Origin of the sequence: Klebsiella sp. GW_Kp181 (assembly GCF_040062315.1) — a bacterium.
GTDB classification, from domain to species: Bacteria; Pseudomonadota; Gammaproteobacteria; order Enterobacterales; family Enterobacteriaceae; genus Klebsiella; species Klebsiella oxytoca.
The window spans coordinates 39,500-62,634 of the sequence record NZ_JBEAFR010000061.1; the positions used below are offsets into that span (position 1 = coordinate 39,500).

General features: G+C 58.6%; 18 protein-coding genes. 12 read left to right on the plus strand and 6 right to left on the minus strand.

The annotated features are described in order from the left end of the window. The first annotated feature begins 7 nt into the window (after positions 1 to 7). Complete coding sequence (locus ABLV11_RS15150; RefSeq protein ID WP_004103726.1) at positions 8 to 463, plus strand: Lrp/AsnC family transcriptional regulator; 456 nt, start codon at positions 8 to 10, stop codon at positions 461 to 463. Here ABLV11_RS15150 and ABLV11_RS15155 read toward each other — a convergent pair whose 3' ends face one another. From ABLV11_RS15155 to ABLV11_RS15170, 4 genes are all read right to left on the minus strand, one after another. Continuing rightward, positions 464 to 1,189 carry an ABC transporter permease subunit gene (locus ABLV11_RS15155; RefSeq protein WP_049592953.1) on the minus strand — a complete coding sequence of 242 codons (726 nt, stop codon included), beginning with the start codon at positions 1,187 to 1,189 and terminating at the stop codon, positions 464 to 466. It lies immediately after the preceding gene. Next, on the minus strand, positions 1,186 to 1,878 hold the full coding sequence (locus tag ABLV11_RS15160; RefSeq protein ID WP_004103729.1) for an ABC transporter permease subunit: 693 nt from the start codon (positions 1,876 to 1,878) through the stop codon (positions 1,186 to 1,188). The genes ABLV11_RS15155 and ABLV11_RS15160 overlap by 4 nt, the downstream gene beginning before the upstream one ends. A 64-nt stretch (positions 1,879 to 1,942) precedes the next feature. Then, positions 1,943 to 2,716 (minus strand): ABC transporter substrate-binding protein, encoded by a 774-nt coding sequence (locus tag ABLV11_RS15165; RefSeq protein ID WP_064372572.1) that lies wholly within the window; start codon positions 2,714 to 2,716, stop codon positions 1,943 to 1,945. A gap of 28 nt (positions 2,717 to 2,744) precedes the next feature. Continuing rightward, positions 2,745 to 3,506: an amidinotransferase gene (locus tag ABLV11_RS15170; protein ID WP_053065039.1), complete on the minus strand. Its 762-nt coding sequence runs from the start codon at positions 3,504 to 3,506 to the stop codon at positions 2,745 to 2,747. A 383-nt stretch (positions 3,507 to 3,889) separates the two neighbouring features. Here ABLV11_RS15170 and ABLV11_RS15175 point away from each other — a divergent pair, with 383 nt between their 5' ends. From ABLV11_RS15175 to yegS, 11 genes are all read left to right on the plus strand, one after another. Next, positions 3,890 to 5,143: an MdtA/MuxA family multidrug efflux RND transporter periplasmic adaptor subunit gene (locus ABLV11_RS15175; protein ID WP_032745151.1), complete on the plus strand. Its 1,254-nt coding sequence runs from the start codon at positions 3,890 to 3,892 to the stop codon at positions 5,141 to 5,143. Next, the gene (locus ABLV11_RS15180; RefSeq protein ID WP_004103737.1) at positions 5,143 to 8,265 is read left to right on the plus strand and encodes an MdtB/MuxB family multidrug efflux RND transporter permease subunit; all 3,123 of its coding nucleotides are present in this window, start codon (positions 5,143 to 5,145) and stop codon (positions 8,263 to 8,265) included. Before ABLV11_RS15175 ends, ABLV11_RS15180 begins: the two co-directional genes overlap by 1 nt. Continuing rightward, positions 8,266 to 11,343: a multidrug efflux RND transporter permease subunit MdtC gene (gene mdtC, locus ABLV11_RS15185; RefSeq protein ID WP_049592949.1), complete on the plus strand. Its 3,078-nt coding sequence runs from the start codon at positions 8,266 to 8,268 to the stop codon at positions 11,341 to 11,343. It begins immediately after the preceding gene. A gap of 1 nt (position 11,344) precedes the next feature. Then, positions 11,345 to 12,760, plus strand: a complete 1,416-nt coding sequence (locus ABLV11_RS15190) for an MFS transporter (RefSeq protein WP_126489327.1) — start codon at positions 11,345 to 11,347, stop codon at positions 12,758 to 12,760. Beyond that, entirely contained in the window at positions 12,757 to 14,286 is a 1,530-nt protein-coding gene (gene baeS, locus ABLV11_RS15195) for a two-component system sensor histidine kinase BaeS (protein ID WP_023321301.1), read from the plus strand. The genes ABLV11_RS15190 and baeS overlap by 4 nt, the downstream gene beginning before the upstream one ends. Beyond that, entirely contained in the window at positions 14,283 to 15,005 is a 723-nt protein-coding gene (gene baeR, locus ABLV11_RS15200; protein ID WP_004103744.1) for a two-component system response regulator BaeR, read from the plus strand. The genes baeS and baeR overlap by 4 nt, the downstream gene beginning before the upstream one ends. A 198-nt stretch (positions 15,006 to 15,203) precedes the next feature. Beyond that, positions 15,204 to 16,403: a PcfJ domain-containing protein gene (locus tag ABLV11_RS15205; RefSeq protein ID WP_105890521.1), complete on the plus strand. Its 1,200-nt coding sequence runs from the start codon at positions 15,204 to 15,206 to the stop codon at positions 16,401 to 16,403. Continuing rightward, the gene (locus ABLV11_RS15210) at positions 16,403 to 17,119 is read left to right on the plus strand and encodes a DUF1266 domain-containing protein (RefSeq protein WP_126489731.1); all 717 of its coding nucleotides are present in this window, start codon (positions 16,403 to 16,405) and stop codon (positions 17,117 to 17,119) included. Before ABLV11_RS15205 ends, ABLV11_RS15210 begins: the two co-directional genes overlap by 1 nt. A gap of 11 nt (positions 17,120 to 17,130) precedes the next feature. Then, positions 17,131 to 19,242, plus strand: a complete 2,112-nt coding sequence (locus ABLV11_RS15215; RefSeq protein WP_126489328.1) for a DUF4034 domain-containing protein — start codon at positions 17,131 to 17,133, stop codon at positions 19,240 to 19,242. A 115-nt stretch (positions 19,243 to 19,357) separates the two neighbouring features. After that, positions 19,358 to 20,719: a tRNA 5-hydroxyuridine modification protein YegQ gene (gene yegQ / locus ABLV11_RS15220; RefSeq protein WP_105890524.1), complete on the plus strand. Its 1,362-nt coding sequence runs from the start codon at positions 19,358 to 19,360 to the stop codon at positions 20,717 to 20,719. 243 nt (positions 20,720 to 20,962) lie between these two features. Next, the gene (yegS, locus tag ABLV11_RS15225) at positions 20,963 to 21,856 is read left to right on the plus strand and encodes a lipid kinase YegS (protein ID WP_004103756.1); all 894 of its coding nucleotides are present in this window, start codon (positions 20,963 to 20,965) and stop codon (positions 21,854 to 21,856) included. Here the strand turns inward: yegS and ABLV11_RS15230 are convergent, their stop codons facing one another. Together ABLV11_RS15230 and ABLV11_RS15235 are read right to left on the minus strand one after the other, a co-directional pair. Then, positions 21,857 to 22,327, minus strand: coding sequence for a hypothetical protein (locus tag ABLV11_RS15230; protein ID WP_004103758.1), 471 nt, complete (start codon positions 22,325 to 22,327; stop codon positions 21,857 to 21,859). Then, positions 22,314 to 23,123: a winged helix-turn-helix domain-containing protein gene (locus tag ABLV11_RS15235; RefSeq protein WP_348855392.1), complete on the minus strand. Its 810-nt coding sequence runs from the start codon at positions 23,121 to 23,123 to the stop codon at positions 22,314 to 22,316. The genes ABLV11_RS15230 and ABLV11_RS15235 overlap by 14 nt, the downstream gene beginning before the upstream one ends. Between the last annotated feature and the right edge of the window lie 12 nt (positions 23,124 to 23,135).

Here is a 23,135-nt window from a genome sequence, read left to right on the forward strand (position 1 = left end):
CCCATCTGTGGAAAAGAAAACCCGGCTTGACCGTATCGATCATAAGATCCTTGAAATCCTGCGCCGGGATGGCCGCATTTCTTATCAGAAGCTCTCGGAGCAGGTAAATCTCACCGCGCGTCCATGTCTGGAACGCGTGCGCGGCCTCGAGCGTGACGGCATCATTCGCGGCTACAGCGCCATTATCGAACTGCCCGAGCCGGAGCATGCGTTTGTGGTGCAGGCGCAAATCGCCCTGGCCGACCACGGCCGCTCGCAGCCGGTGTTTGAACAGGAGATGCGCCAGACGCCCGAAGTGCTGGACTGCTGGCTGGTAAGCGGCAGCTTCGACTTTCTGGTACGCATCGGCTGTCGCAGCATGGCGCACTATTGCCAGCTGGCGGATAGCTGGCTGACCAGTAAAAAGTTTCACGTTGATAAAATCGTTACCCTGACCGAACTCCAGGCGATTAAGCGCTCCTGATTAGCCGCGGCGGATAAACGCCAGCCAGCGCCGTTCGGCGCGGGAAAAGGCGAAAATCAGCAGAAAGGTGCACAGGAGATAGAGCGCCGCGGCCATCAGAAACGGAATAAACGGCGACCAGGTCATGGCGTAGAACGCGCGGGCCACGCCGGTAATATCCAGCAGGGTTACCGTGCTGGCCAGCGAGGTGGCGTGGAGCAAAAAGACCATTTCATTATTCAGCGCCGGGATCCCGCGTCTGAGCGTCGCGGGCAGCACCAGACGACGAATAATCTGCCATTTCCCCATCCCATAGGCTTCTCCGGCAACCCACTCCTGACGGGGAAAGGTCAGCATCATCCCCGCCAGCAGCTCCGCAACGTAAGCGGAGGTGTTCAGCACCAGCGCCAGCGTGGCGCAGAAAGTCGCATCGCGAAACAGCAGCCAAAACGGCTGCTCGTTCATCCAACCCGTCTGCACGATATCGAACTGCGACAGGCCGTAGTAAATCAGCATCAGTTGCAGATAGAGCGGCGTGCTGCGGAAAAAATACGTAAAACCACGGATGGGCAGCGCCAGCGCGCGCGGGCCGTACACCTGCCCCACCGCCAACGCAATCGCCAGCGTCATCCCCGGAACGATGGAGAGCAAAAACAGCTCCGCCGTTATCGCCAGCCCGCTGGCGGCGCCGTTGCCGTCGCTCCAGATAAAGCTCGGGATCGCATCGAGAAAGGTTTGCAGATTCATAGCGCGGCCCCCGCCGTGGAAGAACGCAGCGCATAACGCTTCGCCAGGCGGCTAAACAACCAGCTGGAGAGCGCGGTAATGACCATATAAATCAGGGAAACCAGGAAATAGAAGAGGAACGGTTTTTGCGTAGCGCGCCCGGCCTGCTCGGCCAGCCATACCATGTCCTCCAGGCCCAGGATCGACACCAGCGCCGACGCTTTCATCAGCCCCAGCCAGTTATTATTGATCCCGGGAATCGCGAAGCTCAGCATCTGCGGCAGCATCACCCGGCGAAATACCGTCCACGGGCGCATTCCGTAGGCCTGCGCGGCTTCGGTTTGCCCGCGATCGACGGTCAGAAATGCGCCGCGAAAGGTCTCGGTGTAATAGGCGCCGAACACAAAGCCAATCGCCAGCACGCCGGAAAAAAAGGTATTGAAGCGCACCGGCCCCAGCCCCACCGCTGCCAGCAGCAGGTTAACCAGCATCTCGCCGCCGAAAAACAGCAGTAGCATAATCACCAGCTCGGGAATACCGCGTACCAGGGTGGTGTAGGCGGTGGAAAACAGGCGCAGCCACGGCGGGCCAAAGAGTTTAACCAGCGAGTTGATCAGGCCCAGCAGCAGCGCGACCAGCAATGAGCAGAGCATCACGCACAGCGAAAGCGCCGCGCCGCGTAACAGTAAGGGTAAATAGTCTGCGACCATGTTCAGCCTTCCACGGGTGCCGTAAAGGGGCGCAAGCCAGCGCCTGCGCCCTCGCCTTCACGGCTTATTTGCCATAAATATCAAAGCTAAAGTATTTTTTCTGGATAGCGTCGTAGGTGCCATCGGCGCGAATAGCCTTGATAGCGCTGTTCAGGGCATCCCGCAGCGCCGGATTATCTTTATTGACCGCAATCCCCACATCGGAAGAGATACCGCCGTCCTGAATGACCGGACCGGCAAAAGCGAATTTCTGCCCGCGCGGGGTATCAATAAAGCCGGTCGCCGCCTGGATATTATCCTGCAAAGCGGCGTCAATGCGTCCGGAGAGCAGGTCGAGGTAGACGTTATCCTGATTCGCGTAGCTGACGATCTTCACGCCGTGGTTGGCCCAGTTAGCCTTCGCAAACGCTTCATGGGTGGAACCGGTCTGGACGCCGACGGTCTTGCCTTTCAGGCTGGCGACCTCAGGCAGCAGCGGGCTACCTTTGCGCGCCACCAGCTGCGCTGCGCTGCGGTAGTAGCGGTCGGTGAAGTCCACTTCCTTTTTACGCGCATCGGTCATATTGAGCGAAGCGATAATGGCATCGAATTTATGCGCGTTGAGAGCGGCAATCATGCTTTCGAACGGCTGCTTAACGAAAACGCATTTGGCTTTTAGCTGGGTGCACAGCGCGTTGGCGATATCAATATCAAAACCGGTAATTTCACCGCTGGGGGCCAGTACGTCAAACGGCGGATAGCCGCCATCGACGCCAAAGCTAATGGTATCAAACTGCTGGGCGGCCAGCGGCGCGCTGAGCGCCATGCAGGCCAGTAGTGCGGCAAGGCGTAGTTTCATTTCGATCTCCCCGGTGTCGGCGCAAAAATTAAAAACGCAGTGAGAGGCAGGTCAGGCCGCCATCCATTTTCTTAAATTCGCTGGTGTCGAGCTGCACGACAGGCATTCCCAGCTTGCTGATTTCGCCCAGGGTACAGGGGTAGCCCTGCGGCGTAATTAAGGTATCGTTGATCCACAGCGTATTTCCGGCGTAGGCCTCTTCCTCCGGGATCACGATACGGTTGAAGCCGCTAAACGCCGGATGGTTAACGTAGCCTTCCGTCAGCAGCAGCGTATTGCGGCCCACATAGTTGACGATCGATTTCAGATGCAGACCGGCGCTCACTTCAATCGCCGTCACCGTGTAGCCGTGCGGCTCAACGGCGGCGGCAAATTCGCGGATCCCCTGCTCATCGGTACGCGCCGTCAGGCCGATAAAAAATCGTTTGCCCACCAGCAGCACGTCGCCGCCGTCCATATGTCCGCTTTCGCTCATCTGCACCAGTGGACGAAACCCCGCCAGCACCGGCGCAATGGTATCGACTTCGCCCTGACGGCTCGGCGCGCCCGGATGAGTAATCACCGCCAGTTCCGGCATGACCACCGCGGTATCTTCAACAAAGTGCGCATCGGGATATTCCGCCGCGGCAGGAAGCACGGTGACCTTCAGGCCGAGCTGCAGAAGGGTCTCTACATAGGCGAGAAACTGGCGCGTGGTGGCGGCGATATCCGGCGCGCCCAGTTGGGCGGTAGTTTGTCCTGCGCCGCAGGTGGCGGCCGGTAGACGGGCGATAGCTTGGGTAAAATGCATAAAGAACCCTCTGATAGTGGTCGCATTGCTTAAAGCAAAATCTTGAGTGAATTTGATTATTAAACAGATGCGCCTGCCAATCAGGCTGAATCACGCCCCGGGGCCGCTTATTCACGCTGTATATCAGCCTGGCTGCGACGCATTCCGCTGTGACCCTTAAGAAACAGCGAATGACCGGCGATAATTCACCGGGTTCCTCGCCCGGCTAAGCAAAATCGTTAAGCGAATTTTTCGCCTAACTATTCATCGTAATCGGCTCAAGGAAAAGCGTTTTTTCCAGACGTTTCTGGACAGTCTTTTCATAATTCCTCCATTTTTAAGCGGCGTTCGCTGACTAAACTAGTATCATTCCGTGAAACGTTTCAGGATGAGATAGCAAATTAATGAAAGGTAGCAATAAAAGCCGTTGGGCAGCCGTGCTGGTGGTAGCGATCGTCGCGGGCGCCGCGTACTGGTTCTGGCAGGGTCGCGAAGCGGCAAATAGCGGCGCGCCGACGGCGACAGGCGCGCGTCAGCAGGGCCCCGGAGGCGGACGGCCCGGTCGTTTTGGCGCCGCCCTCGCGCCGGTACAGGCGGCAACCGCAACCAGCGAAGCGGTGCCGCGCTACCTTTCCGGCCTCGGCACCGTGACGGCGGCGAATACCGTCACCGTGCGCAGCCGCGTCGACGGCCAGCTTCTGGCGATCCACTTTACCGAAGGCCAGCAGGTCAAAGCGGGCGATCTGCTCGCGGAAATCGATCCCAGCCAGTTTAAAGTCGCCCTCGCCCAGGCCGAGGGGCAACTGGCCAAAGATCGGGCGACCCTCGCCAACGCCCGCCGCGATCTGGCACGCTACCAGCAGCTGGTGAAAACCAACCTGGTGTCGCGCCAGGAGCTGGATACCCAGCAGTCGCTGGTCAGCGAAACCCAGGGCACGATTAAGGCGGACGAAGCCGCTGTCGCCAGCGCCCAGCTCCAGCTGAACTGGAGCCGCATCACCGCGCCGATTGACGGCCGGGTCGGCTTAAAACAGGTGGATATCGGCAACCAGATCTCCAGCGGCGACACCACCGGCATTGTGGTGCTGACGCAAACCCACCCTATTGATGTGGTCTTTACGCTGCCGGAAAACCAAATCGCCACCGTCATACAGGCGCAAAAGGCGGGGAAAAAGCTGGCGGTCGAAGCCTGGGACCGCACCAATAAACAGAAAATCAGCGAAGGCTCGCTGCTGAGCCTCGATAACCAGATTGACGCCACCACCGGCACCATCAAGCTGAAAGCGCGCTTTACAAACCTTGATGACGCCCTGTTCCCCAATCAATTCGTCAACGCCCGTATGCTGGTCGATACCGAGCAAAACGCGGTAGTGATCCCAACCGCCGCGCTGCAAATGGGTAACGAAGGTCATTTCGTCTGGGTACTGAACGACGAGAATAAGGTCAGCAAGCACACCGTCACGCCGGGTATTCAGGACAGTCTTAAAGTGGTGATCAACGCCGGTCTCTCCGCCGGCGATCGCGTGGTCACTGACGGGATCGATCGTCTGACGGAAGGCGCAAAAGTTGAGGTCGTCGAAGCCCACGATGCGGCAACCGCCGCCGAGCCGGAAAAAGCCACCAGCCGCGAATACGGTAAAAAAGGAGCGCGCTCCTGATGCAAGTGTTACCGCCGAGCAGTACGGGCGGCCCTTCCCGTCTGTTTATCATGCGCCCGGTCGCCACGACGCTGTTAATGGTGGCCATCATGCTGGCCGGGATTATCGGCTATCGATTCTTACCGGTTTCGGCGCTGCCGGAAGTGGACTACCCGACGATTCAGGTGGTAACCCTCTATCCCGGCGCCAGCCCGGACGTGATGACCTCATCCGTGACGGCCCCGCTGGAGCGCCAGTTTGGCCAGATGTCCGGCCTCAAGCAGATGTCCTCCCAGAGCTCCGGCGGCGCGTCAGTGGTCACGCTCCAGTTCCAGCTCACGCTGCCGCTGGACGTCGCGGAACAGGAAGTACAGGCGGCCATCAACGCTGCCACCAACCTGCTGCCTTCTGACCTGCCTAACCCGCCGGTCTACAGCAAAGTTAACCCCGCCGATCCGCCGATTATGACCCTCGCGGTCACCTCTTCCGCCGTGCCGATGACCCAGGTCGAGGATATGGTCGAGACCCGCGTGGCGCAGAAGATCTCCCAGGTTTCCGGCGTCGGGCTGGTCACCCTCGCGGGCGGCCAGCGCCCGGCGGTACGCGTCAAGCTCAACGCCCAGGCCATCGCCGCGCTCGGGCTGACCAGCGAAACGGTGCGCACCGCGATAACCAGCGCCAACGTCAACTCGGCGAAAGGGAGCCTTGACGGCCCGGCGCGGGCGGTGACCCTCTCCGCCAACGATCAGATGCAGTCGGCAGAAGATTATCGCCGCCTGATTATCGCCTGGCAGAACGGCGCACCGATTCGCCTCGGCGACGTCGCCACCGTGGAACAGGGCGCGGAAAACAGCTGGCTTGGGGCATGGGCGAACAATCAGCGGGCGATCGTCATGAACGTCCAGCGCCAGCCGGGGGCCAATATTATCTCTACCGCCGACAGCATCCGCCAGATGCTGCCGCAGCTGACCGAAAGCCTGCCGAAATCAGTCAAAGTACAGGTGCTTTCCGACCGCACTACCAACATCCGGGCGTCGGTTAGCGACACCCAGTTCGAGCTGATGCTGGCTATCGCCCTGGTGGTGATGATTATTTACGTCTTTCTGCGCAACGTCCCGGCGACGATTATTCCCGGCATCGCCGTGCCGCTATCGCTGGTCGGCACCTTTGCGGTAATGGTGTTTCTCGATTTCTCGATTAACAACCTGACGCTGATGGCCCTGACCATCGCCACCGGCTTTGTGGTCGATGACGCCATCGTGGTGATCGAAAACATCTCGCGCTATATCGAGAAAGGCGAAAAGCCGCTGGCCGCCGCCCTGAAAGGGGCCGGAGAGATTGGCTTTACCATTATCTCGTTGACCTTCTCGCTGATTGCGGTGCTGATCCCGCTGCTGTTTATGGGCGATATCGTGGGCCGCCTGTTCCGCGAGTTTGCCATTACCCTGGCGGTGGCGATCCTGATCTCCGCGGTGGTGTCGCTGACCCTGACGCCGATGATGTGCGCCCGCATGCTGAGCCACGAGTCGCTGCGCAAGCAGAACCGCTTCTCGCGCGCCAGCGAGCGTTTCTTTGAGCGGGTGATCGCCGTCTATGGCCGCTGGCTGAGCCGGGTATTGAATCATCCCTGGCTGACACTGAGCGTGGCCCTCGGTACCCTGGTACTGTCGATTATGCTATGGGTGTTTATTCCGAAGGGCTTTTTCCCGATTCAGGACAACGGCATTATTCAGGGTACGCTGCAAGCGCCGCAGTCGGCGTCGTTCGCCAACATGGCCGAGCGCCAGCAGCAGGTGTCGGCGGCGATACTCAAAGATCCGGCGGTGGAAAGCCTGACCTCCTACGTCGGGGTTGACGGCACTAACCCGGCGCTCAACAGCGCCCGCCTGCAAATCAACCTTAAGCCGCTGGACGAGCGCGACGATCGCGTGCAGACGGTGATCGGCCGCCTGCAGAACGCGGTGAGCGGGATTCCCGGCATTGAGCTTTACCTTCAGCCCACGCAGGATCTGACCATTGACACCACCGTCAGCCGCACTCAGTACCAGTTCACCCTGCAGGCGAACTCGCTGGATGCGCTCAGCAACTGGGTGCCACAGCTGCTGACCCGGCTGCAGGCGCTGCCGCAGCTCTCCGACGTCAGCAGCGACTGGCAGGACAAGGGCCTGGCGGCGTATATCAACGTTGACCGCGATAGCGCCAGCCGCCTCGGCATCAGCATGGCGGACGTCGATAATGCGCTGTATAACGCCTTCGGCCAGCGTTTAATCTCCACCATCTATACCCAGGCGAATCAGTACCGCGTGGTGCTGGAGCATGATACCCAGGCCACGCCGGGGCTGGCGGCGCTGGATAATATTCGCCTGACCAGCAGCGACGGTGGGATTGTGCCGCTGAAATCCATCGCCAGCGTCGAGGAGCGTTTTGCCCCGCTATCCATAAACCATCTCGATCAGTTCCCGGTCACCACCATCTCGTTTAACGTGCCGGATAACTATTCGCTGGGCGATGCGGTCGATGCCATCCTTGGCGCCGAACAGGCGCTGGAATTCCCGAGCGATATCCGCACCCAGTTCCAGGGCAGCTCTCTGGCTTTCCAGTCGGCGCTGGGCAGCACCGTCTGGCTGGTGGTCGCTGCGGTAGTGGCGATGTATATCGTCCTCGGGGTACTGTATGAAAGCTTTATTCACCCGATAACGATTCTCTCCACCCTGCCGACGGCGGGCGTGGGCGCGCTGCTGGCGCTGTGGCTGGCGGGGAGCGAACTGGACGTTATCGCGATTATCGGCATCATACTGCTGATCGGCATCGTCAAGAAAAACGCCATCATGATGATCGACTTCGCGCTGGCCGCCGAACGCGAACAGGGCATGCCGCCGCGCGAGGCTATCTACCAGGCCTGTCTGCTGCGCTTTCGTCCCATCCTGATGACCACCCTCGCCGCCCTGCTCGGCGCGCTGCCGCTGATGCTCAGCACCGGCGTCGGCGCGGAGCTGCGCCGTCCGCTGGGGATTGGCATGGTCGGCGGTCTGATGCTCAGCCAGGTGCTGACCCTGTTCACTACCCCGGTGATCTATCTGCTGTTCGACCGACTGTCGCTGTATATGAAGAGCCGATTTCCGCGGCGTGAAGAGGAGGCGTAGGTGAAGTTTTTCGCGCTCTTCATTTACCGTCCGGTGGCGACGATTCTGATTTCGCTCGCCATTACTCTCTGCGGCATCCTCGGTTTTCGCCTGCTGCCGGTAGCGCCGCTGCCGCAGGTGGACTTCCCGGTTATCATGGTCAGCGCCTCGCTGCCCGGCGCGTCGCCGGAGACCATGGCCTCTTCGGTGGCGACGCCGCTGGAGCGCTCTTTGGGGCGGATTGCCGGGGTCAATGAGATGACCTCCTCCAGCTCGCTCGGCAGTACGCGCATCATTCTTGAGTTCAACTTTGACCGCGATATCAACGGCGCGGCCCGCGATGTGCAGGCGGCGATTAACGCCGCGCAAAGCCTGCTGCCGAGCGGTATGCCGAGCCGTCCGACCTATCGCAAAGCCAACCCGTCAGACGCGCCGATCATGATCCTCACCCTCACCTCGGATACCTGGTCCCAGGGTGAGCTGTACGACTTCGCCTCAACCCAACTGGCGCAGACCATTGCCCAGATTGACGGCGTCGGCGACGTCGACGTCGGCGGCAGCTCGCTGCCCGCGGTGCGCGTCGACCTCAACCCACAGGCGCTGTTTAACCAGGGCGTGTCGCTCGACGCGGTGCGCACCGCCATCAGCAACGCCAACGTGCGTAAACCGCAGGGGGCGCTGGAAGATGCCACCCACCGCTGGCAGGTGGCGACCAACGACGAGCTGAAAACCGCTGCCGAATACCAGCCGCTGATCGTGCACTACAACAACGGCGCGGCGGTGCGCCTCGGCGACGTCGCCAACGTCACCGATTCGGTGCAGGACGTGCGCAACGCCGGGATGACTAACGCCAAACCGGCGATTTTGCTGATGATCCGTAAGCTGCCGGAGGCTAATATCATTGAAACGGTGGACAGCATTCGCGCCCGTCTACCGGAGCTACAGCGCACCATCCCGGCCTCTGTCGATCTGCAAATCGCCCAGGACCGTTCGCCGACCATCCGCGCCTCGCTGGAGGAAGTCGAGCAAACGCTGGTGATCTCGGTGGCGCTGGTGATCCTCGTGGTCTTCCTCTTCCTCCGCTCGGGGCGCGCAACGCTGATCCCGGCGGTGGCGGTTCCGGTTTCGCTGATCGGCACCTTCGCCGCCATGTACCTGTGCGGCTTCAGCCTTAACAACCTGTCGCTGATGGCGCTGACCATCGCTACCGGCTTCGTGGTTGATGACGCCATCGTGGTGCTGGAAAACATTTCCCGCCATCTCGAAGCGGGCATGAAGCCGCTGCAGGCGGCGCTGCAGGGGAGCCGGGAAGTCGGCTTTACCGTTCTGTCGATGAGCCTGTCGCTGGTGGCGGTATTCCTGCCGCTGCTGCTGATGGGCGGCCTGCCGGGAAGGCTACTGCGCGAATTCGCCGTTACTCTGTCGGTGGCGATCGGCATCTCGCTGGCGGTCTCCCTGACCCTGACGCCGATGATGTGCGGCTGGCTGCTGAAAAGCGGCAAGCCGCACGAGCCGACGCGCAAGCGCGGTGTTGGCCGCCTGCTGGTGGCGATTCAGGGCGGATACGGTAAGTCGCTGAAGTGGGTACTGAAGCATAGCCGCTTAACCGGCCTGGTGCTGTCTGGCACCATCGCGCTGAGCGTTTGGCTCTATATTTCGATTCCCAAAACCTTCTTCCCGGAGCAGGACACCGGGGTGCTGATGGGCGGGATCCAGGCCGATCAGAGCATCTCGTTCCAGGCGATGCGCGGCAAGCTGGAGGACTTTATGAAGATCATTCGTGAAGATCCGGCGGTGGACAACGTCACCGGTTTTACCGGCGGCTCGCGGGTCAACAGCGGGATGATGTTTATCACCCTGAAGTCGCGCGATGAGCGCCATGAAACGGCGCAGCAGATTATCGATCGGCTGCGGAAGAAGCTGGCCAAAGAGCCGGGGGCCAACCTGTTCCTGATGGCGGTACAGGATATCCGCGTCGGCGGCCGTCAGGCCAACGCCAGCTACCAGTACACGCTGCTGTCGGACGACCTTGCGGCGCTGCGGGAGTGGGAACCCAAAATCCGCAAAACGCTGGCGGCGCTGCCGGAGCTGGCGGACGTCAACTCCGACAGCCAGAATAACGGCGCCGAGATGGACCTGATCTACGACCGCGATACCATGTCGCGACTCGGCATCAGCGTGCAGGATGCCAATAATCTGCTGAATAACGCCTTCGGTCAGCGGCAGATCTCAACCATCTACCAGCCGCTGAACCAGTATAAAGTGGTGATGCAGGTCGACCCGGTCTACACCCAGGACGTCAGCGCCCTCGATAAAATGTTTGTGATCAACAGCGAAGACAAGCCGATCCCGCTATCCTATTTCGCCAAATGGCAGCCGGCCAACGCCCCGCTGTCGGTGAACCATCAGGGGCTGTCGGCGGCATCGACCGTGTCGTTTAACCTGCCTACCGGCAAATCGCTGTCAGAAGCCAGCGACGCCATTAACCGGGCGATGACCCAGCTTGGCGTGCCGTCCAGCGTCCGCGGGTCGTTCGCCGGGACCGCGCAGGTGTTCCAGGAGACCATGAACTCGCAGGTGATCCTGATTCTGGCGGCTATCGCCACGGTCTATATCGTGCTGGGGATCCTCTATGAGAGCTACGTTCATCCGCTAACCATTCTGTCGACTATTCCGTCCGCGGGCGTCGGCGCGCTGCTGGCGCTGGAGCTTTTCGATGCCCCGTTCAGCCTAATCGCGCTTATCGGGATTATGCTATTAATTGGCATTGTGAAGAAAAACGCCATCATGATGGTCGACTTTGCCCTGGAAGCGCAGCGCAACGGCAACCTGCCGCCGGAAGAGGCAATCTTCCAGGCCTGTCTGCTGCGCTTCCGGCCGATAATGATGACCACCCTGGCGGCGCTGTTCGGCGCGCTGCCGCTGGTTATCTCTGGCGGCGATGGCGCCGAGCTGCGCCAGCCCTTGGGGATCACCATTGTCGGCGGTCTGGTAATGAGTCAGCTGTTGACCCTGTATACCACGCCGGTGGTCTATCTGTTCTTCGACCGTCTGCGGCTGCGTTTTTCGCGAAAAGTCCATCAACCGGTAAGCGAATAACATGACAGATCTTCCTTCCAGCGTACGCTGGCAGCTGTGGATAGTGGCCTTTGGCTTTTTTATGCAGGCGCTGGATACTACCATCGTTAACACCGCCCTCCCCTCCATGGCGCAAAGTCTTGGGGAGAGCCCGCTGCATATGCATATGGTTATCGTCTCCTACGTGCTGACGGTGGCGGTGATGCTGCCCGCCAGCGGCTGGCTGGCGGATCGTGTCGGGGTAAGAAATATCTTTTTTAGCGCCATCGTGCTGTTCACCGCCGGCTCCCTGTTCTGCGCGCAGGCCGCCACGCTCGATCAGCTGATTCTGGCCCGGGTGCTGCAGGGCGTCGGCGGCGCAATGATGGTTCCCGTAGGCCGCCTGACGGTAATGAAAATTGTCCCGCGCAGTCAATATATGGCGGCGATGACCTTCGTCACCCTGCCCGGCCAGGTGGGGCCGCTGCTCGGCCCGGCGCTCGGCGGGATGCTGGTGGAGTACGCCTCCTGGCACTGGATCTTTCTGATCAATATTCCGGTTGGCATCATCGGTGCCATCGCCACGCTGTGGCTGATGCCCAACTACACTCTGCAAACCCGGCGCTTTGATATCCTCGGCTTTATTTTGCTGGCCGCCGGCATGGCGACGCTCACCCTGGCGCTCGACGGCAAAAAGGGGCTCGGAATCTCCCCCCTGTGGCTGACGGCGCTGGTGGCCATCGGCGCGGCGTCAATTCTGTGCTATCTGTGGCACGCGCGCGGCAACCGCAACGCGCTGTTCAGCCTGAAGCTGTTCAACAACCGCACCTTTTCTCTCGGCCTTAGCGGCAGCTTCGCCGGGCGCATCGGCAGCGGCATGCTGCCGTTCATGACCCCGGTGTTTTTACAGATTGGCCTCGGCTTTTCGCCGTTCCACGCCGGGCTGATGATGATCCCGATGGTGCTTGGCAGCATGGGAATGAAGCGTATTGTGGTTCAGGTGGTCAACCGCTTCGGCTATCGCCGGGTGCTGGTGGCTTCAACGATCGGCCTCGCGCTGGTCAGCCTGCTATTTATGGCCGTCGCGCTCGCGGGCTGGTACTGGCTGCTGCCGGTGGTCCTGTTTCTGCAGGGAATGATTAACTCCAGCCGCTTCTCCTCAATGAATACCCTGACCCTGAAGGACCTGCCCGACGATCTGGCCAGCAGCGGCAACAGCATGCTATCGATGGTCATGCAGCTGTCGATGAGTATCGGCGTCACTATCGCCGGGATGCTACTCGGTCTCTACGGCCAGCAGCATATCGGCGTCGATGCGGCGACCGCTCATCAGGTGTTTCTTTATACCTACTTAAGCATGGCGGTGGTTATTGCGCTGCCGGCACTCATTTTTTCCCGCGTACCGGACGACACCACGATCAATACCGTGATTCGTCGCCGTAAAAGGAGTGAGTCTTGAAGTTCTGGCGTCCCGGCATTACCGGCAAGCTGTTTATCGCGATTCTTGCCACCTGCATCGTGCTGCTAATCAGCATGCACTGGGCGGTGCGTATCAGTTTTGAACGCGGCTTTATCGACTATATCAAGCGCGGCAACGAACAGCGCCTGACCATGCTCGGCGATGCCCTGAGCGAACAGTATGCCCAGCACGGCAGCTGGAAGTTCCTGCGCAACAACGACCGCTTTATTTTCCAGCTGCTGAAAACCTTTGAGCGCGACAATGACGATCGCTCGCCGCCGGGTCGCGGTATGGGTCCGATGGACGAACCGCGTCCGGGCCCCGGCCCCGGAGAGATGCCGCCGGATGCCGCGCCGGACCGCCCCCTTGAGGGCCCGCGCGGCGATCGTGGCGATCGCGGTCCCGGTCCTGATATGCCTCCGCACGGCTGGCGCACGATGTTCTGGGTGGTCGATCAGAAAGGGCGCGTACTGGTGGGCCCGCGCGAGCGCGTCCCGACAGACGGCACCCGGCGCAGCATTATGGTTAACGGCGTCGAGGTTGGCGCGGTCATTGCCTCGCCGGTTGAGCGCCTGACGCGCAACACCGATATCAACTTCGACCGTCAGCAGAAACGCACCAGCTGGCTGATTGTCGCCCTCGCTACGCTGCTGGCGGCGCTGGCCACCTTCCCGCTGGCGCGCGGTCTGCTCGCCCCGGTTAAACGGCTGGTTGAGGGGACTCATCGTCTGGCGGCCGGCGATTTCTCCACCCGGGTCACCGCCACCAGCAGCGATGAACTGGGGCGCCTGGCGAAAGATTTTAACCAGCTAGCCAGTACCCTTGAACGCAATCAGCAAATGCGCCGCGACCTGATGGCCGATATTTCTCATGAACTTCGCACGCCGCTGGCGGTGCTGCGCGGCGAGCTGGAGGCGATTCAGGATGGCATCAGGAAATTTACCCCGGATTCCATCGCCTCCCTACAGGCGGAGGTCGCCACCCTCACCAAACTGGTCGAGGATTTGCACCAGCTTTCCATGTCCGATGAAGGCGCCCTCACCTACCAGAAAAGCTCGGTGGATATTATTAATCTGCTGGAGGTCGCCGCCGGCGCGTTTCGCGAGCGCTTCGCCAGCCGTGGACTGTCGATTGGCGTTTCGCTGCCGGAAAGCGCGACGATTTTCGGCGACCGGGATCGCCTGATGCAGCTGTTCAACAACCTGCTGGAAAACAGCCTGCGCTATACCGATAGCGGCGGCGGCCTGCAGATTAGCGCCCGCCAGAGCGGCCAGATGCTGATTCTCGACTTTGCCGATAGCGCGCCCGGCGTCACCGACGAACAGCTGGAGCGGCTGGTTGAGCGCTTTTATCGTACCGAAGGGTCGCGTAATCGTGCCAGCGGCGGCTCTGGTCTGGGGCTGGCGATTTGCCTTAACATCGTGGCTGCCCACGGCGGCACTTTACGTGCCGGCCATTCGCCTTTGGGCGGGGTTAGCATTAAAGTAGAGTTACCTCTGGAACGTAATTTATCGAGAGACGTATGACTGAATTACCTGTTGATGAAAACACGCCGCGCATTCTTATCGTGGAAGATGAGCCCAAACTGGGCCAATTGCTGATCGATTATCTTCAGGCGGCGGGTTATGCGCCGACGCTGATCAATCACGGCGATCGGGTTCTACCGTACGTTCGCCAGACGCCGCCGCATCTGATTCTGCTGGATCTGATGCTGCCCGGTACCGACGGACTCACTCTGTGCCGGGAAATCCGCCGTTTCTCTGAGGTTCCGGTGGTGATGGTAACCGCCAAAATCGAGGAGATCGACCGCCTGCTGGGGTTAGAAATCGGCGCCGATGACTATATCTGTAAGCCCTATAGCCCGCGTGAAGTGGTGGCCCGCGTGAAGACCATTCTTCGCCGCTGCAAGCCGCAGCGCGATCTGCAGGCGCTGGATGCCGAAAGCCCGCTGATTGTCGACGAGGGCCGCTTCCAGGCTTCCTGGCGCAACAAGCTGCTGGACCTCACGCCCGCCGAGTTCCGGCTGCTGAAGACCCTCTCTCAGGAACCGGGTAAAGTCTTCTCCCGCGAACAGCTGCTCAATCATCTGTACGACGATTACCGCGTGGTCACCGACCGCACTATTGACAGCCATATCAAGAACCTGCGCCGCAAGCTGGAATCGCTGGACGCCGAGCAGTCGTTTATCCGCGCCGTTTACGGCGTTGGATATCGCTGGGAAGCCGACGCCTGCCGCCTGGCGTAACCGCACAGCCCCGGCTCAGTGCCGGGGCTGGCATTTTCTGTTATCCGCTCCCCCAAATAAGCCCCTCAGCGGCGCTTCAGGAAAAAACTGCGCCCTTCGGGTCATAATCTGAGAATACCGGCAATAATAAGAAATACGCCACCGGCATGATATATTGCAGGCGGATATTCTCTAATATTCAACTGCGCAAGGAATGCCATGAGTAATATTCATAGAAAATATAGTCCACGAAATATAATTAACGCTCCTGATGTAAAATCGGCCATTATTTCTCGCAGCGAACAGCGCGACGACGGTAATAGTATTCAACGCTGGCTAAGCAACCATTTTTTTCGCTGGGCTATCGGTAATTTCCCCCACGTTTATCCTGTACGCTCCGCCGCCGATTATGCGGTTTACTTTGGCGCGGAGAAGGCGATCCCCGCTTGGTTGATATCCGGGCTGGGCGGCGGCGGCGCCTTTTACTATCTTAATCCACAGCATCCGCAGCTGCTGGCGACGGAAAGGGAGTTACTGGAGTTCCTGTCGCGGCTGGAAGGCACGCGGCTGGAAAGCAAACTTCAGCGCATTAACTGTTTCACCGTCCTGGACATGCGCGAGGCCGAGCACCAGAAAATGCAGCGCCTGCGCGAACGAGGCTGGTACCCCTCCAGCGACGACGCCGTTAAGCCGCTGATGAAGGTCACTGCTGGGCAGTGGGTCGCCTTCGATGCCGCCAGCCCGGCCTTGCGTAGTGAAATGGCCTATGAATCCTGGCATATGCAGCACTGCGTCGGCCAGTTCGAGGATAAAGGGTCACTCTCCGGCGGCTACGGCGAGTACTACGCCCGGCAAATTGAACAAGGCGCATTTCGCCTTCTGAGCCTGCGCGACGAAAATAATATTCCCCACGTCACCCTGAGCCTGAGGATAAATAATGACAGCATGAGTATCGATCAAATTAAAGGTAAGCAGAACCAGCATCCTGTTAAAAAATATGCCGCCGACGTTTTGGCTTTATTACATTATCTGCAACCACGTCCCGAGCGCCACGCCGATTGTGAAGGTATGGGGATCGTCTATGAAGCGACGCCGCAATTTGCTGGCTGGAAATTTATCACCGATGTGGTTGATTTTGATTTTTTACTCAACGTTCTGCATAACAATTTTCATTTAATGGCGCACTTCCCTCACCCACCGGTGGCGCTACAGTGGCTGCTTCTGCACAGCGCTCCGGAGGCGTTGCGCTATCTTCAGACGATCGATCCCAACGTGGCGACCGCGGCGGAAATGCTGTTCCCACAGCATGAATGGCACCCTACGCTTGCCGGGAAAAACACCTGCAGCCAGCCTTTTGAAATTGAGAGCCTGACGCTACAAACCACGCGCTACCGACCACACACCGGAGAGAGTCCTTGATGCTGCTGATAGCCTTGTTTACCACCGCTTATTACCTGCGCTTACGCGCCAAAAAAAAGAATAAACAGCTGATTGCCGCCCGCATCGCCAAGGAAAAAGAAAAGGACCATCTTAACGATCTGCGCCGCGATAGCCGAAGACGCCAGTGGGCGCTGGCCTTAGCCGATCTCCTCTCGCACCGCAATGGCCTGCCGACAAAAGGCGTACAGCTGGCGTTGAAACTTGATGATGACCAGCGCCGCCACCTGACGCAGCAGGTAAAAAAAGAACTGGGCTTGCATCAGCACCTCGACGGCGCGGCGTTACGCCAGCAGATCGCCGAGATCCTTCGCTGCTGGCCGGCGGGCATGGGCAGCTCGCCGCGCACGTTTTACCACCACCTGGCGGCCCAGGGCCGGGTTCGCGACGCGCTGGCGTTCGACTGCATGCGCACCGCCTTTCTGACGCGCTGTATCGCCGGGCTCGGCTGGTGCGACGAAAATCAGGCCTGGCTGGTTCTCCTGTTAAACGCCCAGCGGGCGCAGGATTGTTTTGCTTCGTGGGAAGATTACGCCACCGCCTACGTCCGCGCCCGCCGGGTACGGCTGGCGTTAATGGATACGCCAACGGCGGTTGCCGGACGCGATGTGCAGGAGGTGGCCTGTTATCTGAAAGCCTCCTTCAGCCGCTGGAAAACGCTGCCGTGGAATGACTTCAAAATTTTCGACCCGGTTTAAAAGGAGTGTTTATGGAAAAGGATGACCCACTGCTCACCGCCATGTTTGAGATGTGCAACCGTAAAAATCCCCTCAATGACGGACAGCGCGAGTGGTCTATCGCGGATCTTCCCGGCCTGTTGCGCGAAGGATGTTATGACGAGCTCGAGGCGCGCTATAGCCGGGCGCTGGCGGAAAGCCTGACCAGCCGCGAGGCGGAAAAACGTTACTTCCTCGCCTGGACGCAGATGTGCAACCATTTTTACGATATGGATGCGCTGGTCGAGGCCGGGCCTGCTGGGTTAGCGCTGATCAAAAACTGGCAGCGCGCCCGCCCGCGCTCCAGCTATGCCTGGCTTGCTGAGGCCCAGTACTGGAACCACCGCGCGTGGCTCTATCGCAGCTACGGCTGGGCGCAGGATACCACCCGCGCCATGTGGATCTGCGCCAGCGCCTGCAATGAGCGGATGGTCATTGCCGCTCTCTACGCCATCGACCTCGAACCACGCCAGTGGATGGCGGCGTCCCTGACCAGCACTAACTCTAAGGTCTTCGGCCAGCCCGAGTGGCTGGCTGAGTTCCTTGCCGGCGCTGAGGTTGCGGGACGACCGCTGATGCAGGAACTGGCTGAGTATCACCGCCGCTCACCGCAGGAAGTGGAGGCGCTGATGGCCTATTCCGGCCTGTCGTTTGCCGACGCGGTATGCCCGAATCTTCCGCGTCCGCAGGTACTGCCTGCGTGCGATGGCGACGCCGGGCAACGCTACTGGCTCGCCGTTTGTCTGGCGATTTTCCCGACGGCATTTTACGCGCTGGATGAGTATATTCCGTTTCGTATGCCGCGCTGGGGAGGATCGCATCAGGAGATCCGCGAATTTCTGGCATCAACGGTATGCGATCATCTTACCGCCGCCGAGCGGGAGCATCTGGAACTTTTAATCTGGTGGGATGACCATCGCGATCTGCGTATCAATGAAGTGGATTCACCGACCGAGCGGGAGCATATTATCGCCAAAGCCGAAGAGATTGCCCGGCGGGCGCACATGGCGCAGTCTCGCCACCATGCGCTGGAGTGGCTGCTGCTCTGCTATAGCGATTTAGACGATAAAGACGCGCTCTGGCTCACCCTGCAGCGTTCGGTCATGGAAAAAGTGAAGCTCAACAATTACTACACCGCGTGGGCGTTAAAGTTTGCGCTGCGCGATTTCCCGGACAGCGAGTGGATTTACAATTTCATCTGCCAGAATGCGCAACAAACCGAATACGGCGTGCCGAAAATCTATCGCGGCTACTTCCAGTACGCGGGGTTATTTGGCTTTGAAAAAGATGAAGCGCAGGGTGCCGTCTGGCTCGATAGCGTCGCCGACATTGAATACGACCATAACTGGCGGGCGGCGATAAAAGATTTTCGCTGGCTTGGTTACCCCGAATATCTCCTGCCTCTGGCCCACCTTGGCGCCCGAAGAAACATCCCCAGCGCGCTTAATCAGCTCGGGGTGGAATCTCATGCCAGAGATAACGGAGGCTTGTTGCCGTACGATCCCGCCATCGCCTTCGGTTACTGCCAGCAAGCGGCCGAGATTTTACGCCAGCACGTCGCGCAGCGCGACGCAGATAATAAATATCGCTTGATCGCCAACGGCGGCGATGACGGCTATGAACAGGATCTGCAGGAGATCCATTTCCGCATGGCCAACTGCAGCGAACGTCTGATCAACCAGGCTCCGCCGGCGGAAAAGCGCGCCGCTTACGAAAAAAACCTTCTCGATAATCTCTATCTGGCCTCCCGCTATGGCGATAAGCGGGCCTGGGAACTCTTTCTGCTTAATATCGCCGGCGTAAAAGATTTAGCGCTGGCGCACTCACATTTGCAACAGGTGCAGGAAGCGGCAAATAAAGGTTCGCCGGAGGCCATGGTGGCGCTGTCGCAGCTGTACGGTAACAAACGGGATAAAGCGCTTTATAATATGAAACAGAGCGCGCGCTGGGCGCATTTTTTCATCACCTTGTACCCTGAACATGAATTATTCATGGATCTGGATGCTCTCCATTTCGATTCTTTCTGGAAACGCTGGCGCTTTGCCTGGTACACCTCACGCATCCCGGATTCCGAGCTGCCGGGGCAGGTCAACTCCATGGTGTAAGGTGGTTTACTCCCCTGCCCCACAGCGCTACAATGCCCGCCCTTAATGTGGGGGCACTCCCCAACTCGCCGCACCGGGTGCGGCGAATCTGACCTGTCATCAGAACGAGAAAATCATGTTTAAACCGGAACTCCTTTCCCCGGCGGGAACGCTGAAAAATATGCGTTACGCTTTCGCCTATGGCGCAGATGCCGTTTATGCGGGCCAACCCCGCTACTCCCTGCGCGTGCGTAACAACGAATTCAATCACGAAAATCTGCAGCTCGGCATTAACGAAGCCCACGCGTTGGGTAAAAAATTCTATGTGGTGGTTAACATTGCCCCGCATAACGCCAAGCTGAAAACGTTTATTCGCGATCTGAAGCCGGTGGTGGAAATGGGGCCGGATGCGCTGATCATGTCCGATCCGGGCTTAATTATGCTGGTGCGCGAACATTTTCCCGACATGGATATTCATCTGTCGGTGCAGGCCAACGCCGTGAACTGGGCGACGGTCAAGTTCTGGCAGCAAATGGGGCTGACCCGCGTCATTCTCTCCCGCGAGCTGTCGCTGGATGAAATCGCCGAAATTCGCAGCCAGGTGCCGGAGATGGAAATTGAAATCTTCGTTCACGGCGCGCTGTGCATGGCCTACTCTGGCCGCTGCCTGCTCTCGGGCTATATCAACAAACGCGATCCGAACCAGGGCACCTGCACCAACGCCTGCCGCTGGGAATACAACGTTCAGGAAGGCAAAGAAGACGATGTCGGTAATATCGTGCATAAGCACGAACCGATCCCGGTGCAGAACGTGGAGCCGACGCTGGGCATCGGCGCGCCGACTGACCAGGTGTTTATGATTGAAGAAGCCAGGCGTCCGGGTGAATACATGACCGCGTTTGAAGACGAACACGGCACCTATATCATGAACTCGAAAGATCTGCGCGCTATCGCTCACGTCGAGCGGCTGACCCAGATGGGCGTTCATTCGCTGAAAATCGAAGGCCGCACGAAATCACATTACTATTGTGCCCGTACCGCTCAGGTCTACCGCAAGGCCATTGACGACGCCGCCGCAGGCAAACCGTTCGATACTTCCCTGCTGGATACCCTGGAAAACCTCGCGCATCGCGGCTATACCGAAGGTTTTCTGCGTCGCCATACGCACGATGACTACCAGAACTATGAGCACGGCTACTCTGTTTCCGAACGCCAGCAGTTTGTCGGCGAATTTACCGGCGAGCGCAACGGCCAGCTGGCGGCGGTGGCGGTGAAAAATAAATTTTCCGTCGGCGATAGCCTTGAGCTGATGACCCCGCAGGGCAACGTCAACTTTACTCTCGAACATATGGAAAACGGCAAAGGCGAGCGAGTGTCGGTAGCGCCGGGCGACGGGCACACAGTATGGTTGCCTGTCCCGGAAGATATGGTGCTGCAATATGCTCTGCTGATGCGCAACTTTACTGGTCAGACAACCCGAAACCCGCACAGTAACTAGTTAATTTGGGTTATTCTTTCACGATGTAAAGATATTAGAAACGGATCACATACCGTTTCGTTCAAAGCAGATATCATCCATTTCGCTGAAAAACATAACCCATAAATGCTAGCTGTACCAGGAACCACCTCCTTAGCCTGCGTAATCTCCCTTACGCGGGCTTATTTTTTATCTCTCCCCCCGCCTTCGCTTTCTTCATGCGGTACACTTTATGCATTACTGAGCAATAAAGGTCCCCTGATAATGTCCACGTTTCCAGCCAGCTTACTGATTCTGAATGGCAAAGGCGCCAATGAACCGCAGCTACGCGAGGCGGTTAAACTGTTACGCGACGAAGGAATCGATATTCACGTCCGCGTCACCTGGGAAAAAGGCGATGCCGTTCGCTTTGTCGATGAAGCTCTGCAGCTGAATGTCGAAACGGTGATTGCCGGCGGCGGTGATGGCACCATCAATGAGGTGGCGACGGCTCTGGTCGAGCGCGACGGTAAAATGGCGCTGGGGATTTTGCCGCTGGGCACGGCGAACGACTTCGCCACCAGCGTCGGCATCCCGCAGGATCTGGCCAGCGCGCTGAAGCTGGCCATCGTTGGCCGCGAAGTGGCGATAGATATTGCGCGAGTTAACGATAAGACCGGTTTTATTAATATGGCCACCGGCGGTTTCGGCACCCGCATTACGACCGAAACCCCGGAGAAACTCAAGGCCGCGCTCGGCGGCGTCTCGTATTTGATCCACGGCCTGATGCGCATGGATACGCTCAAGCCGGACCGCTGCGAAATCCGCGGCGAGAACTTTCACTGGCATGGCGATGCACTGGTCATCGGCATCGGCAACGGGCGTCAGGCCGGCGGCGGCCAGCAGCTGTGCCCGGAAGCATTAATCAATGATGGCCTGCTGCATCTGCGCATTTTCACCGGCGAAGAGCTGATCCCTGCGCTGTTCAGCACCCTGGCAAATCCGCAAACCTCGCCGAATATCATCGACGGCGTCTCATCGTGGTTTGAGATAACCGCCCCTCATGAGATGACGTTTAACCTCGACGGCGAACCGCTGACCGGTAAAACCTTCCGCATGGAGCTTTTACCGGCCGCGCTACGCTGCCGACTTCCTCCCGACTGTCCGCTGCTACGTTGATCAGGTTTCGCAAAGCAAAGACGGCGCCCGACTGGTATACAGCAGCCGGGTTCGTTGATTGAGCCGCTGAATATTAAGGTAAAACGGCACCTGCGGCTGCAGGAAAAACTTGGGCAGGATGTTGTTAATATGCTTCTCCTGCTCGGTTTCGCCGATGCTGGCAGAGACGGTTTCCGATCGCAGGAAGTAGTGCTGGCCGTCGCGGGTAAAGCTAAACCAGATGTTCTGGTTGATGGTAAACGATTCACCCTGCGGCGGCGTAATCTCTCCCCGGACAATCACCAGCCCACGGGTGCTATCAAATACGAAGCGTAATGAAATATCACCCTGATAACCTGAGTTTAATAGCCGCATCTCACCGCTGCACTGGAAATGATTGCGCTGCCAGTATTGCCAGGATTTTATCGTCATACCGCTTAATACTCCGATAAATACGATAGCGATTAACCATTTAATTTCACGCCGGCGCATTGACTATCTCCTTAATGTAATATTTGGTGAGGCATTGATTATCACGCCATTGACTAAAAGGCTGACGACAGCGAATCACCGACACCCGCGCTTGCCCGGGATAAAGCGTCAAATAAATCCATGGATATTCTTCGCATTCAAATTTACTGCGCTTGATAAAATTGACATGACGAACATGATCAACCACATCATTATTGGCAAAGAAGTGACATTGTTGCGAAAATTTAGCAATTATGGGCGAATAACTTTGCAAATAAGATTCGAATTCTGTTTGCCACGCAACAAAACCGCCCACCAGACAACTCAGCAGCGCCGCAAGCCCCCACAAAAGAGAGCGTCGCGGCCTTAACCGCTTTTTTTCGGGCAAACTCGCAGCTGCGACCTCCTTATGAACAGGCTCGTCAACGGGCGCTTGTGGCCCCTCCGCCGTCGGCGCCTTCTCTACATCGCGCGGCTGAGATTCCGTCACCGTTAATGTTGCATCCAGCCTGACGCCAACCCTCGGCACCGTAATAATAATATCCTCGTCTACCCCCAGCTCCTTAAATGCCCGGCGTAACAGGGAAATATTCTGGTAAAAACCGTTGCTGGTTACCTGGGAGCCATGCTTTATCCACACTTCCTCAAAAAAGGTTTCGCGGGCAACAGTATTGCCATCATGCTGAATAAGCAGTAATAAGCAGCGGCTGGCCGGCATATTTAAGGAAACCGTTTTCGTCTCGTCAGCAATAAGTATTAGAACGCTACGCTGAGGAAAAAAGGCAATTCTTCCATTAATTGTATATATTTTTTCCATCCTGTTCTCTGA